This window comes from Pseudomonas sp. B21-019, assembly GCF_024749225.1.
In the GTDB taxonomy this organism is placed as follows: domain Bacteria; phylum Pseudomonadota; class Gammaproteobacteria; order Pseudomonadales; family Pseudomonadaceae; genus Aquipseudomonas.
In genome coordinates this window covers 2,952,891-2,965,454 of the sequence record NZ_CP087193.1, presented here as the reverse complement: position 1 = coordinate 2,965,454, position 12,564 = coordinate 2,952,891, and the positions used below count along the sequence as shown (strand labels likewise).

The window sequence follows — 12,564 nt, the reverse complement described above, 5'->3', positions numbered from 1 at the left end:
GGCTGATAAACTGCGCCAATCGCCCATGCTATCGTTTTGATTTTGTAGAAAAAGCCCTTCTGGAGGCGCCTCATGAAATTTATCCACCAGCGCGAGCACCTCAACGAAGACGACATCGTCGTCATTCAGTGCTCCCAAATGTGCAACATCCGCTTGATGAACGACGCCAACTTCCGCAGCTTCAAGAACGGCGGCCGTCACACGTATCACGGTGGCGCATTCGACACCTTCCCGGCCCGGATCACCGCGCCGAGCACCGGTTTCTGGAACATCACCATCGACACGGTCAACCGCCGGCCGATCAGCGTGACCCGCAAGCCGACCCTGACGCACTCGATCAAGATCATCCGCCGCTCCAGCTCGAAGCTGAGCTGAACCCACACCAGAACAGGCAGGTATGACCGTGGCCCAGACGACCAAATACGTCATCAAATACAAACTCAACGGCGAACGTCGCTTCGAATTCGCCCAGCTTGAAAACGGCACCGCGGAAGAAGCCAAGGCTGCGCTGGACAAGCTGCATGGCCAGAGCGAAGACGTCATCAGCGAGATCAGCGTCAGCAAAGCGCTGTAACGCGATCTGGAGCGACAACATGGACGTCTGCTCCCCTCGCGAATTCGACCGCAAGCGCCGGAGTGCCCGCGCTCGCAACGCTCTCTAAACTGGCCGCCTCGACCTTTTGGTCAAGGAGTCAGAACCCTTGTTTACCGATCCGATTCACCACGATGCCCTCGACTGGGGCGCGCTTACGCAGCAACTCGACCAGGATGGCTGCGCGATCATCAAATCGCTTTTAAGCCATAAGACCTGCGATGAAATAAGCGCCCTGTACGACTGCCCCGAACCCTTTCGCTCGAAAGTGGTGATGGCGCGCCACGGTTTTGGCCGTGGCGAGTACAAATACTTCAGATACCCGCTGCCGGATCCGGTGGCCCGGTTGCGCAGCGCGCTCTACCCTCGACTGGTTCCCATCGCCAATCGCTGGTACGAATGCATGGATTTGCCGACCCGCTTCCCCGAATCCCACGAAGCGTTTCTACAACGCTGCCATGCCGCCGGTCAGGAGCGCCCGACACCTTTATTGCTGCAATACGGCCCGCAGGACTACAACTGCCTGCATCAGGATCTGTACGGCGAACACGTGTTCCCCCTGCAAGTGGCGATTCTGCTGTCAGAACCGGGAGAGGACTTTACCGGTGGCGAATTTGTGCTGACCGAACAACGCCCACGGATGCAATCGCGCCCGCAAGTCATCGGACTGAAGAAAGGTGACGCGTTGATTTTTGCCGTGAATCAGCGCCCGGTTAAAGGCGTTCGCGGCTATTACCGCGTGACCCTGCGTCATGGGGTGAGTCGCCTGCACAGTGGAAAACGGCATACCCTTGGAATCATCTTTCACGATGCGTTATGAGCCCATGAGCCCGATCACCTTCGATCTGTTTACCGACGCCGAACCTGAGCAGCAGCCCAGGCGCGAGCAGATCGGCGAACAATCCTACGTCCTCAGGGGCTTTGCCCTGCCCTGGCTTGACCGGTTACTACCGGCGCTGGAGGCTGTTCTGACAGCGGCGCCGTTTCGGCAGATGGTCACGCCCGGTGGCTTTACCATGTCGGTGGCCTTGAGCAGTTGCGGCACCTGGGGCTGGACCACCGACCGCAACGGCTACCAATACACCCGCAACGATCCGCAGACCGGCGCGCCCTGGCCTGAAATGCCCGAGGTGTTTTTCGAACTGGCCCAGGCGGCGGCGCGAGAGGCAGGGTTTATGGCGTTCGTACCTGATTCCTGCCTGATCAACCGCTATGTTCCCGGGGCCAGGATGTCGTTGCATCAGGACAAAAACGAAAACGCCTACACTGCCCCCATCGTGTCGGTGTCTTTGGGATTGCCGGCGACGTTCCTGTTTGGCGGCTTCGAACGCAGCGCCAAAAGCCAGCGGGTGCCGCTGTTTCACGGTGATATCGTGGTTTGGGGCGGTGTGGACCGTTTGCGTTACCACGGCGTATTGCCGATCAAGGAAGGCCAGCATCCGCGGCTGGGCGAACAGCGGATCAATTTCACTTTTCGTACCGCGGGATGAAGCATTCGAATTCGACCGCAAGACCCGGAGTGTGGCGTCTCTACCGGCTGGTTAATCTGCATGAAACGGGTCAACGGACATGAAGCCATGACAACTCAATCGCCAACAATCGCCACCGAAAACGATCCTCGCTGGGCCGCCGTGGTCGCGCGCGATCCACGTGCCGACGGGCAGTTTGTGTATGCGGTGAAAACCACCGGTATCTACTGCCGCCCCAGCAGCCTGGCACGCCTGCCGAAACCGCAGAACGTCGAATTCTTCGACACGGCCGAGCAAGCTCAGGCGGCGGGTTATCGCCCCAGCAAACGGGCCGCGAAAGATCACAGCGACGTCGCCGCGCAACACGCCGCGACCGTGGCCGCCGCGTGCCGTCAAATCGAATCCGCCGAAACGTTACCGGCGTTGAATGAACTGGCGGATGCAGCCGGTTTGAGCAGTTTCCACTTCCACCGCGTGTTCAAGGCCATCACCGGCCTGACGCCCAAGGGCTACGCCACCGCCCATCGTTCACGCAAGGTTCGCGAGCGCCTGACCGATGGCGGCACGGTTACCGATGCGCTGTATGACGCCGGATTCAATTCCAACAGCCGTTTCTATGAGGCGGCGGATCAATTGCTCGGCATGACACCCGGGGACTATCGCGCGGCCGGGCAGAACAACGACATTCGCTTTGCCGTCGGCCAGTGCTCTCTGGGAGCGATTCTGGTGGCACAAAGTGAGCGCGGAGTCTGCGCGATTCTGCTGGGCGACGACCCGCATCAACTGGTCTGCGACCTGCAGGACAAGTTTCGCCGCGCCAACCTGATTGGCGCCGATCATGAGTTCGAGCAGTTGATCGCCAAGGTCGTCGGCTTTATCGAAGCCCCGGCCCTCGGCCTGGATTTGCCGCTGGATGTACGCGGCACAGCGTTTCAAGAGCGGGTATGGCAAGCCCTGCGGGAGATTCCCGTCGGCAGCACCGCCAGTTACGCCGATATCGCTCAGCGCATCGGCGCACCGAAAGCCATGCGCGCCGTGGCCCAGGCCTGTGGCGCGAATAGTTTGGCGGTGGCGATCCCTTGCCATCGCGTGGTGCGCAGCGACGGCAACCTGTCGGGCTATCGCTGGGGCGTGGAGCGCAAGCGTCAGTTGCTGGAGCGCGAAAACGCGTCCGGGTCCTGAATGCCGATATAGACCGCTACGGACTCCGGGCCGGTGTAGACCTCGAAGTCCGTGGCGAACTTGCGGCGAACCTGCGGGTTGTCCTCGAAGTAGGCCCAGATAAAGCCCCAGGCCTGAATGACGCTATCGGGCATCGCTCCTTTTGCGCTGAACACCAGGTAATCGCCGCCCTCAACCTGAATCTGCGCAAAGCCCTCGGAGGGTGCGGTGACCGCCACTCCCGCGGTCACATCGAAGTGGCCCGACGCGTCGGACTCGTAGTTGGAATACACGCCGTACATAAAGGAATCCGGTTGTTTGTGGGCGATCTTGTCGAAAATATCCTCGACGAAAAACCGTTCCCACATAGGGCCGATACGTGCGGTATCCGGCTGCTGCTCTGCGGCATTGCGGGTTCGCACCTGCAAACCCGAGACGCTGAAGGGCTGCACTTCGCGCAGTTTTACATCCATTGCACGATATTTCCTTGTCGCTTCAGTTTGTCTGTTTGATGGGTACCGAGACGCTCAACGATTGACGTCGACCACCACCCGGCCGCGCAACTGCCCGGCAAGCAAGCGCGGCGCGGCGTCGATGGCTTCGCTCAAGCCGATTTCGTGGCTGATCAGCGGTAGCAAGGCGAAATCCAGGTCCTTGGCCAGGCGATTCCAGGCCAGTATCCGCCGGGCTTTGGGTTGAGTCACGCTGTTGATCCCGGCCAGGGTCACGCCGCGCAATATGAACGGTGCGACGGAAGCCGGAAAGTCCATGCCCTGGGCCAGACCGCAGGCGGCGACGGTGCCGTTGGCCTTGGTGCTGGCGCAAGCGTTGGCCAGTGTGTGGCTGCCGACCGAGTCGATCACCGCCGCCCAACGCTCCTTGGCCAACGGTTTGCCCGGCTCCGACAACGTGGCGCGATCGATGATTTCACTGGCGCCCAAGTGCTTGAGGTAGTCGTGTTCGGAGGTGCGGCCAGTGGATGCCACCACGCGGTAGCCGAGTTTGCTCAGCAGCGCGATGGCGAAACTGCCTACACCGCCGTTGGCGCCCGTCACCAACACCTCGCCCTGCTCGGGAGTCACGCCATTGTGTTCCAGTGCCAGGATGCTCAGCATCGCCGTGTAGCCGGCCGTGCCAATGGCCATCGCTTGCGCGGCGGTGAATGCCTTGGGCAGCGGGATCAGCCAGTCGCCATTCAGACGAGCTTTCTGCGCCAGCCCGCCCCAGTGTCCTTCACCCACACCCCAGCCATTGAGCAGGACTTGATCACCGATCTTGTAGTCCGGATGACTGCTGACTTCGACAGTGCCCGCCAGATCGATCCCCGGCACCATCGGGAATTTGCGCACCACCGGGCTGCTGCCGGTGATCGCCAGGCCATCCTTGAAATTCAATGTGCTGTAAGCCACACGCACCGTCACATCGCCCTCGGGCAATTGATCGTCAGCGATCTCTTGCAGCGTGGCCCGGTAACCGCTGTCGTCTTTGTCGATCAAAATGCCTTTGAACATCATTGCCTCCTGATGGAATCGCTCAGTTGTCGTGCTGTTGAAATAACACAGGGAACCCCATTACCGTACCCGACTTTAAGCCAATCCCCATCGGCTGGCGCCTTGCGGATCATCCTGTACGCATTAAAAACTCGACTGGCCTTGCGCCAGGCATTACTGATACATACTTGCTTCTACCGTCCCTGCCCTGTATCGACGTCGGAGAACACTGCACATGAACCAATGGCCAGACACCCGCATTCTTGACCTGCTCGGGATCGAGCTGCCGATCATCCAGGGCCCTTTGGCCGGCGCGACGACTTCGGCCATGGTGATTGCTGCGTGCAACGCTGGTGGCCTGGGTTCGATGCCTGCCGCGATGCTGAGCATCGAGCAGTTGCGCGAAGAACTGAAGACGATTCGCCAACACACCCAGCGCCCGTTCAACGTCAATTTCTTCTGCCACCAACCTCCGCCGCCGGATGAGCAGCGCGCCCGGGACTGGAAGAATCTGCTGGAACCGTACTACCGGGAATTGGGCGTCGACTTCGACGCACCGACGCCGGTGTCCAATCGCGCGCCGTTCGATAACGCGGCCTGCGAAGTGATCGAAGAGTTTCGCCCCGCAGTGGTGAGTTTTCACTTCGGCCTGCCGGAAAAGTCGCTGCTGGATCGGGTAAAAGCCACCGGGGCGAAAGTTCTCTCCTCGGCGACTACGGTCGAAGAAGCCATCTGGCTGGAGCAGCATGGCTGCGATGCGATCATTGCGATGGGTTACGAGGCTGGCGGTCACCGGGGCATGTTCCTCAGTGATGACTTGAGCAGCCAGGTGGGTACTTTCGCGCTGGTGCCGCAGGTCGTTGATGCGGTGAAAGTGCCGGTCATTGCGGCGGGCGGGATTGGCGATGCGCGGGGCGTCGCGGCAGCTTTCATGTTGGGTGCATCGGCGGTTCAGGTAGGTACGGCTTATCTGTTCACGCCAGAGGCCAAGGTCAGCGCGTCCCACCACAAGGCGTTGCGCACGGCCAAGGAAAGCGAGACAGCGGTCACCAACATTTTCACCGGGCGCCCGGCGCGCGGGATTCTCAATCGGGTGATGCGTGAACTCGGGCCGATGAGCGCCAAGGCACCGGCCTTCCCCTTGGCGGGCGGTGCGCTGATGCCATTGCGGGCCAAAGGGGAAGCGGATTTCAGCAACCTTTGGGCCGGGCAGGCGTTCACCCTGGGCGTTGAACTGAGCACGGCAGAGCTGACCCGGCGTTTGGCTGAGGAAGGATTGGCCAAATTGCTTCGCCGCTAATCAAGCTGCAACTAACAACAACCTGTGGCAAGGGAGCTTACCTGTGGCGAGGGAGCTTGCTCCCGTTCGGCTGCGAAGCAGTCGCGAGCTTTTGGGGCCGCTTCGCGACCCAACGGGAGCAAGCTCCCTCGCCACAGGTAAGCTTCCTTGCCATAAGTAAGCTCCCTTGCCACAAGTAAGCTCCCTCGCCACAGTTCGGTGCCAACCTTGCACTTTGCATCCGGCAAGTTCCGTTTACAGGCATTTCGCTATATATTCTGATATATAGCGTTTCACTCGCCTACCTCGGAGCCGTTTCATGACCATGCGTGCCTCACGTTTTGCCCCTGTGTGCCTGTTCAGCGTGTTCGCTTTCGGGTCCGCCCACGCGGATGAAGTCCAGGTCGCCGTTGCCGCCAACTTCACCGCGCCGATCCAGGCCATCGCTGCCGATTTCGAGAAAGACACCGGGCACAAACTGGTCACCTCCTTTGGTGCAACCGGCCAGTTCTATACCCAGATCAAGAACGGCGCGCCGTTCGAAGTGTTGCTCTCGGCGGATGACACCACTCCACAGAAACTCGAGACCGAAGGCGACACCGTCAAGGGTTCGCGCTTCACCTACGCCATCGGCACGCTGGCGCTGTGGTCGGCCAAGGAAGGTTATGTCGACGCCAAGGGCAAGGTTCTGAGCGACAACCAGTATCAGCATCTTTCCATCGCCAACCCGAAAGCCGCCCCATATGGCCTGGCTGCCACTCAGGTGCTGGCCAGGCAAGGCCTGACCGACAAGGTCAAAGACAAGATCGTTGAAGGCCAGAACATCACCCAGGCTTACCAATTCGTGTCCACCGGCAACGCCGAACTCGGTTTTGTGGCCTTGTCGCAGATCTACAAAGACGGCAAAGTGACCAGCGGTTCGGCCTGGATCGTTCCGGCCAACCTGCATGATCCGATCAAACAAGACGCGGTGATCCTCAACAAGGGCAAGGACAACCCGGCCGCCCAGGCATTGGTTGACTACCTCAAGGGGCCGAAAGCCGCCGCCGTCATCAAGTCCTATGGTTACCAACTCTAAATGACGCTATCGAGTGCCGATTACTCCGCGATCTGGCTGGCCCTGAAACTGGCGTCCCTGACCACGGTCATCCTGCTGATCATTGGCACTCCGATTGCGTTATGGCTGTCGCGCACCCAATCCTGGTTACGCGGCCCGGTCGGGGCGATCGTCGCCCTGCCCCTGGTGCTGCCACCCACGGTGATTGGCTTTTATTTACTGTTGGCTCTCGGCCCGAACGGGTGGATCGGCCACTTCACCCAATCGTTGGGGCTCGGCACCCTGACTTTCAGTTTTGCGGGGCTCTTGATCGGCTCGGTGCTGTACTCGATGCCGTTCGTGGTCCAGCCGCTGCAAAACGCATTTTCCGCCATCGGCACTCGCCCTCTGGAAGTGGCCGCCACCTTGCGCGCCAACCCCTGGGACACGTTCTTCAGCGTGATTGTGCCGCTGGCCCGTCCCGGTTTCATCACCGCGGCCATTCTCGGTTTCGCCCACACCGTCGGCGAGTTCGGCGTGGTGCTGATGATCGGCGGCAATATTCCCGACAAGACCCGCGTGGTCTCGGTGCAGATCTACGATCACGTCGAAGCCATGGAATATGCCCAGGCCCATTGGCTGGCCGGGGCAATGCTGGTGTTCTCCTTTGCAGTGTTGCTGGCGCTCTACTCCAGCCGTAAAACCAAAGCGGCCTGGAGCTGACCCATGATTCAAACGCGCTTGAAACTGAGCTATTCGGGATTTGCCCTGGATGTCGATCTTCAATTGCCCGGCCGCGGGGTGACTGCGCTTTATGGTCATTCCGGTTCGGGCAAAACCACCTGCCTGCGCTGTATCGCCGGCCTGGAGCAGGCTGAGCAGGGTTTTATCCAGGTCAACGATGAAGTCTGGCAGGACAGCGACAAGCGGATTTTCGTCCCGCCGCATAAACGCGCCCTGGGTTATGTTTTCCAGGAAGCCAGCCTGTTTCCCCATCTGTCGGTGCGGGCCAATCTTGAATTCGGCCTCAAGCGCATCCCTCGCCAACAGCGGCGGGTCGACATGGCGCATGCCACCGAACTGCTAGGGATTGGCCATTTACTCGAGCGCAATCCGCAGAATCTTTCCGGTGGCGAGCGCCAGCGTATCGGCATCGCCCGTGCCCTGCTCACCAGCCCCAAACTGTTGTTGATGGACGAGCCACTGGCGGCGCTCGATACCCAGCGTAAAAACGAAATCCTGCCGTACCTGCAACGGCTGCACGATGAGCTCGACATCCCAGTACTGTACGTCAGCCATTCCCAGGATGAAGTCGCGCGGCTCGCCGACCATCTCGTCCTGCTCAGCGACGGCAAGGCTTTGGCCAGCGGCGCCATCGGCGAAACCCTGGCCCGGCTCGATCTGCCGCTGGCGCTGGGCGATGACGCCGGCGTGGTGATCGAAGGGCACGTCAGCGCCTATGACGCCGACTACCAGCTGTTGACCTTGCAACTGCCCGACACCGACCTGAGCATTCGGGTCACCCACGCGCCGATGACCAAGGGCCAGGCATTACGCTGCAAGGTTCAGGCGCGGGATGTCAGCCTGAGCCTGCAAGGCGTCGAACAGAGCAGCATCCTCAATCGCCTGCCGGTCACGGTGATCAGTGAGATCGGCGCCGACAATGCCGCTCACGTACTGATCCGCCTGAATGCCGCCGGCACACCGCTGCTGGCGCGAATCACCCGCTACTCCCGGGATCAACTGGGCGTGCACCCCGGCCAGCAACTCTGGGCGCAGATCAAAGCGGTGGCGGTGCTGGCCTGAATCCGTCGCCGAGGCGTACTCAAAGGGGCACCGAACCGACGAACGACCCACCAGTTTTTTGCATGATTGCAACGGGCTTCTATGCTTGATCTGAACACGAATAGCTTCGGTGACGCCATGGAAGACATTTTCGTTGTGAAACGCTGCAACAAGATCATCGTTCATGGCCGCCGGGCCGGAGAAGTCGGTCATCCCCCGCCCGACGCCGCCGTCTGGTATCGCATCGTCGATACCCGCACTCGCGGCTTCATCGGTGACGGTTACGATCTTGAAGAGGACGCCAGGCGCGAATGTCGCAGGCTTAACGAGGCCAGTTCGCCGGTGTCGCACGGGTTGGCTTGACGCCGGCCACTTTCATTTTCCGGGTCTATACTTGAAGGAGCTGAAGGACCAGCGACCCATCGGCAGAAAGCTCGCTCCCCCGCGGGCTTTTTGTTGCCCTTTAGCCGATTTCCTTGAACGGAGGTGATTGTCATGTCCGAGAAAGAGTCTATCGCTACCCTGCTCACCCTGCTTGACTCCCGTCAGGCCCGCCTTGCTGCTGCGTGCAAGGAAATCGCCGACTGGGTCGATCATCAAGGGGGGCATCCGACAGCGCTCAGGATTCGTGACCGCTTGAACGACATCGAGAAGGACACGCCGCAGATTCGCAGCGCGTTGTCTGCACTCAAACATGTCGAGCCGCCACTGCCTCGGTTCAAATCAGGCGACCGCGTTATTTGAGCCAGGGACAGAGTCCAATTCAACACACCTGAGCGGTGACCTCTTCGTCACCGTGGTTATGCCTGCCTGCCAGACTCGCGCTACATCCCAACCCGGCCCAGTTTGCCGGGCTTTTTTTATTCGTGCCTTCGGCCATTTCACACCGTCTTCACAACCGAACTCCTACAGTTCACTTGCTCCTTTGAATAAATCCCCTGGCCCGCCCGCATGCGGGCCATTTTTTTGCCTGCCGTAACGCGAACGAACGCCCTCACCTGCCAGGTGTCGAACGCTTACACATCACGAAGGAGAATGTCCCATGGTCACTCACTTCAAAGTCGGCGGGCACCTGGCCTGCGGGCACAAAGGCAGCAACCTGACTTCCAGCAGCATATTGAACCGGGTGAAATGCAGAAGCTGCCGCAACACCGATGCGTACAAGGAAGCGCGCAAAGCCGAACGCAACGCCGCACGTCGGGCCGCACGCAAAGCCAAAGCCACCCATGCTGCCAATGACTGGCGCGCATCCTGGGTACAACGGCTGATCGAGATGCCCGGACTGCAACGGCTACCGCGTGGCTTTACTGGCCAGCCATTTGTATAGCTGACACGCCAGGCGTGAGGATTTCCTCTAGAAAATCGATAAACACATTGATCCGGCTGGATCCCCGGTGGTTGGGCAAGTACAGCGCGTTGATGCAGCTGCTCGCACTGCCGGGATTGACTTCGTAGTGTTCCAGCAATCGCGTCAGCCGGCCTGCGGCGACATCGTCGCGCACCAGCCAGTCGGCCAACAGGGTCACCCCGCCGCCGGCGATTGCCGCTTCGCGCAGGATGTCGGCGTTGTTGCTTTGCAGGCGGCCGTGCACATTGAGCTGGATGGTTTCCTTATCGCCCTGGAACGTCCAGCACTGGTGCGAACCAGCGTAATCAAAGCGCAGGCATTGGTGCTCGAGCAAGTCGCGAGGATGACACGGCGCCGTGTGGCGGCTCAGGTAATCCGGGCTGGCCACCACCCAGCGCTGGAAGGCCCCTACCCGTTTACTGACGATGTCTTCACTGACCACCGACGATCCCAGACGCACCGACACATCGATCTGTTCGCTCAGCAGGTCGCTGACCTGATCGCTCAACGACACGCTTATTTCCAGTCCCGGATGGCGCTCGAGCAATCGGCCCAGATGCGGCGCGATGATCCGCCGACCAAACTCGACGGGGACGCTGATCCGCAGGCGTCCTTGCGCCTCGCTGCCACGGTCGGCAACCACGGCATCGGCTTCGTCGATGGCGTCAAGAATCGCCACAGCCTTTTCGAAATAGGTTTGCCCGGCGACGGTCACGCTGGTGTTGCGTGTCGTGCGGTTAAGCAGACTGGCGCCCAGCTCGTTTTCCAGCCCCGCCACCTGGCGAGTGACCGAAGACGTCGAGATGCCGAGTTTGCGCGCCGCGGAGGAATAACCGCCGCAACGCACGGTTTCAACAAACATCTTCAATGCCAGCAACTTGTCCATAAGCGGAATCCGGTCAAAAGGGAACGGTGGTGATTGTGCATCACCGTTCGCCAACCGTCTTGTATGACGGTGCTTCACCGGATTCCCCGGCGCCTGGCGCTCAGGCATTGGCCTTGCGACCGAGGAACATCACCAAAGCCAGGGTCGGGAGCAATGCCACCGATGCGGCAGACAGGTTCCAGCCGAAGTGTTCGTAGAGCGGGCTCGCCACCAGCGATCCCAAGGCACCGCCAACGAAGATGCTGGTCATGTACACGGCGTTGAGTCGTGCCCGGCTGTGCGGGTCGATGGCGTACACCTCGCGTTGGCCCAGCACCATGTTCAGTTGCACGGCGAAATCCAGCAGCACCGCACACACCACCAGCCACAAGTAGCTGCTGCCGGGCAGCGCAGCGATCAACAATGAAGCCGGTGCCAGCAGCAGTGCGACCAGTGTTCCGCGGTGGCCGTGGCCGGCATCGGCCAAGCGTCCGGCAATCGGCGCAGCGACTGCACCTACCGCTCCGACCAGGGCAAAAATCGCCACCTGCGCCTGGCTGAAACCGTGGTGACGCATCAGCTCAATCGGCGCAAGCGTCCAGAACAGGCTAAAGCTTGCGAACAACAACCCTTGGTACAACGAACGTTGACGCAGCACCGGATGGCGACGAGCCAGGGTAAACACCGAGCCGATCAGCGCGGCATAAGTCGCCTGATGCGTCGGCACACGGCGCGGCAGCGCAGCCGCGGTGATCAGGGCGATGACGGCCATCAGTGCCGCCGCGCTGTAAAACACCCCGCGCCAGCCGAACACTTCCACCAGCAGGCTGGACAGCGGACGCGACAACAGAATGCCCAGCAGCAGCCCGCTCATGATATTTCCCACCACACGACCGCGCGTGGCTTCGGGTGCCAGATGCGCCGCCAATGGCACCAGAATCTGCACCGCAACCGAAGTAAGGCCGATCAGCAAGGAAAATACGAGGAACATCGACGGCGAGTGCGTCAGCCCGGCACACAACAGCGTAACGCTCGCCGCGAGGGTGAAACCCACGACCAGGCGCCGGTTTTCCATCAGGTCGGCCAGCGGCACCAGCAACAGCAGACCCAGCGCATAACCAAACTGTGTGAGTGAAACGATCAGGCTGGCATTGGCGCTGGACAGGCCGATCTGCGGCGCGATCAATTCGACAATCGGCTGGGCGTAATAGAGGTTGGCCACGACCGCGCCGCAGCAAAATGCCAGGAACGCGACCATCAGGCCGGAGAGTGAAGCAGGCTGTTCGGCCTTGGCCGCTGCTGCGGGGTTACCCGTGAGCATGATGACACCTCGTTGAGTTCGGGAAAGTGATGCCAAGGCTAAGGGCACGGGTCGATGCAGAGAATCCATGCCACCGGCAATGGAGTGATGCGCCATCCGCAACGACCCCGGCGTTGCTGTTGGCGCAAAGCGCTATTGCGCGACGTGGCAATACTCCGGCGCTTGCGCCTTCTCTACCCTTGGGCACTTGGCGCAGGGCACTCCATCAGCGCCCTTCC

General features: G+C 60.7%; 16 protein-coding genes. 12 read left to right on the top strand and 4 right to left on the bottom strand.

Annotated features, from left to right (window positions below):
- Positions 1-72: 72 nt before the first annotated feature.
- The 5 genes from LOY36_RS13320 (at position 73) to ada (ending at position 3,243) form a co-directional block, all read left to right on the top strand.
- Positions 73-375, top strand: a complete 303-nt coding sequence (locus tag LOY36_RS13320; RefSeq protein ID WP_007900033.1) for a DUF1883 domain-containing protein — start codon at positions 73-75, stop codon at positions 373-375.
- Between the two features lie 28 nt (positions 376-403).
- Positions 404-574: a hypothetical protein gene (locus LOY36_RS13315; protein WP_086945763.1), complete on the top strand. Its 171-nt coding sequence runs from the start codon at positions 404-406 to the stop codon at positions 572-574.
- Between the two features lie 127 nt (positions 575-701).
- Entirely contained in the window at positions 702-1,412 is a 711-nt protein-coding gene (locus LOY36_RS13310) for a 2OG-Fe(II) oxygenase (RefSeq protein ID WP_258673967.1), read from the top strand.
- A complete protein-coding gene (alkB, locus tag LOY36_RS13305; protein ID WP_258673966.1) occupies positions 1,402-2,082 on the top strand; it encodes a DNA oxidative demethylase AlkB in 681 nt (226 codons plus the stop codon). The genes LOY36_RS13310 and alkB overlap by 11 nt, the downstream gene beginning before the upstream one ends.
- An 87-nt stretch (positions 2,083-2,169) precedes the next feature.
- The gene (ada, locus tag LOY36_RS13300; RefSeq protein ID WP_026346071.1) at positions 2,170-3,243 is read left to right on the top strand and encodes a bifunctional DNA-binding transcriptional regulator/O6-methylguanine-DNA methyltransferase Ada; all 1,074 of its coding nucleotides are present in this window, start codon (positions 2,170-2,172) and stop codon (positions 3,241-3,243) included.
- Here ada and LOY36_RS13295 read toward each other — a convergent pair.
- Together LOY36_RS13295 and LOY36_RS13290 are read right to left on the bottom strand one after the other, a co-directional pair.
- The gene (locus LOY36_RS13295; protein WP_258673965.1) at positions 3,207-3,695 is read right to left on the bottom strand and encodes a GyrI-like domain-containing protein; all 489 of its coding nucleotides are present in this window, start codon (positions 3,693-3,695) and stop codon (positions 3,207-3,209) included. The genes ada and LOY36_RS13295 overlap by 37 nt on opposite strands.
- A gap of 54 nt (positions 3,696-3,749) precedes the next feature.
- Positions 3,750-4,733, bottom strand: coding sequence for an MDR family oxidoreductase (locus tag LOY36_RS13290; RefSeq protein ID WP_258673964.1), 984 nt, complete (start codon positions 4,731-4,733; stop codon positions 3,750-3,752).
- 214 nt (positions 4,734-4,947) lie between these two features.
- Between LOY36_RS13290 and LOY36_RS13285 the strand changes: the two genes are divergently transcribed.
- From LOY36_RS13285 to LOY36_RS13255, 7 genes are all read left to right on the top strand, one after another.
- Positions 4,948-6,012 (top strand): nitronate monooxygenase family protein, encoded by a 1,065-nt coding sequence (locus tag LOY36_RS13285; RefSeq protein ID WP_258673962.1) that lies wholly within the window; start codon positions 4,948-4,950, stop codon positions 6,010-6,012.
- A gap of 304 nt (positions 6,013-6,316) precedes the next feature.
- On the top strand, positions 6,317-7,069 hold the full coding sequence (gene modA / locus LOY36_RS13280; protein ID WP_408981124.1) for a molybdate ABC transporter substrate-binding protein: 753 nt from the start codon (positions 6,317-6,319) through the stop codon (positions 7,067-7,069).
- Positions 7,070-7,750 (top strand): molybdate ABC transporter permease subunit, encoded by a 681-nt coding sequence (modB, locus tag LOY36_RS13275; RefSeq protein WP_258673960.1) that lies wholly within the window; start codon positions 7,070-7,072, stop codon positions 7,748-7,750.
- A 3-nt stretch (positions 7,751-7,753) separates the two neighbouring features.
- A complete protein-coding gene (gene modC, locus LOY36_RS13270; protein WP_019651603.1) occupies positions 7,754-8,833 on the top strand; it encodes a molybdenum ABC transporter ATP-binding protein in 1,080 nt (359 codons plus the stop codon).
- An 81-nt stretch (positions 8,834-8,914) separates the two neighbouring features.
- The gene (locus tag LOY36_RS13265) at positions 8,915-9,175 is read left to right on the top strand and encodes a hypothetical protein (RefSeq protein WP_258673959.1); all 261 of its coding nucleotides are present in this window, start codon (positions 8,915-8,917) and stop codon (positions 9,173-9,175) included.
- Positions 9,176-9,307: 132 nt separating this feature from the next.
- Positions 9,308-9,556, top strand: coding sequence for a hypothetical protein (locus LOY36_RS13260; protein WP_018929055.1), 249 nt, complete (start codon positions 9,308-9,310; stop codon positions 9,554-9,556).
- A gap of 298 nt (positions 9,557-9,854) precedes the next feature.
- Entirely contained in the window at positions 9,855-10,139 is a 285-nt protein-coding gene (locus tag LOY36_RS13255; protein WP_019578779.1) for a hypothetical protein, read from the top strand.
- Here the strand turns inward: LOY36_RS13255 and LOY36_RS13250 are convergent.
- Together LOY36_RS13250 and LOY36_RS13245 are read right to left on the bottom strand one after the other, a co-directional pair.
- A complete protein-coding gene (locus LOY36_RS13250; RefSeq protein ID WP_018929053.1) occupies positions 10,117-11,046 on the bottom strand; it encodes a LysR family transcriptional regulator in 930 nt (309 codons plus the stop codon). The genes LOY36_RS13255 and LOY36_RS13250 overlap by 23 nt on opposite strands.
- 100 nt (positions 11,047-11,146) lie before the next feature.
- Entirely contained in the window at positions 11,147-12,346 is a 1,200-nt protein-coding gene (locus LOY36_RS13245; protein ID WP_019578778.1) for an MFS transporter, read from the bottom strand.
- Between the last annotated feature and the right edge of the window lie 218 nt (positions 12,347-12,564).

Excerpts from the sequence above, each read along its gene's own strand:
- LOY36_RS13295 (WP_258673965.1), bottom strand. The coding sequence starts at position 3,695 with ATGGATGTAAAACTGCGCGAAGTGCAGCCCTTCAGCGTCTCGGGTTTG.
- LOY36_RS13320 (WP_007900033.1), top strand. The coding sequence starts at position 73 with ATGAAATTTATCCACCAGCGCGAGCACCTCAACGAAGACGACATCGTC.
- LOY36_RS13265 (WP_258673959.1), top strand. The coding sequence starts at position 8,915 with ATGCTTGATCTGAACACGAATAGCTTCGGTGACGCCATGGAAGACATT.
- LOY36_RS13260 (WP_018929055.1), top strand. The coding sequence starts at position 9,308 with ATGTCCGAGAAAGAGTCTATCGCTACCCTGCTCACCCTGCTTGACTCC.
- LOY36_RS13290 (WP_258673964.1), bottom strand. The coding sequence starts at position 4,733 with ATGTTCAAAGGCATTTTGATCGACAAAGACGACAGCGGTTACCGGGCC.
- alkB (WP_258673966.1), top strand. The coding sequence starts at position 1,402 with ATGCGTTATGAGCCCATGAGCCCGATCACCTTCGATCTGTTTACCGAC.
- ada (WP_026346071.1), top strand. The coding sequence starts at position 2,170 with ATGACAACTCAATCGCCAACAATCGCCACCGAAAACGATCCTCGCTGG.
- LOY36_RS13255 (WP_019578779.1), top strand. The coding sequence starts at position 9,855 with ATGGTCACTCACTTCAAAGTCGGCGGGCACCTGGCCTGCGGGCACAAA.
- modC (WP_019651603.1), top strand. The coding sequence starts at position 7,754 with ATGATTCAAACGCGCTTGAAACTGAGCTATTCGGGATTTGCCCTGGAT.
- LOY36_RS13285 (WP_258673962.1), top strand. The coding sequence starts at position 4,948 with ATGAACCAATGGCCAGACACCCGCATTCTTGACCTGCTCGGGATCGAG.
- modA (WP_408981124.1), top strand. The coding sequence starts at position 6,317 with ATGCGTGCCTCACGTTTTGCCCCTGTGTGCCTGTTCAGCGTGTTCGCT.
- LOY36_RS13250 (WP_018929053.1), bottom strand. The coding sequence starts at position 11,046 with ATGGACAAGTTGCTGGCATTGAAGATGTTTGTTGAAACCGTGCGTTGC.
- LOY36_RS13245 (WP_019578778.1), bottom strand. The coding sequence starts at position 12,346 with ATGCTCACGGGTAACCCCGCAGCAGCGGCCAAGGCCGAACAGCCTGCT.
- modB (WP_258673960.1), top strand. The coding sequence starts at position 7,070 with ATGACGCTATCGAGTGCCGATTACTCCGCGATCTGGCTGGCCCTGAAA.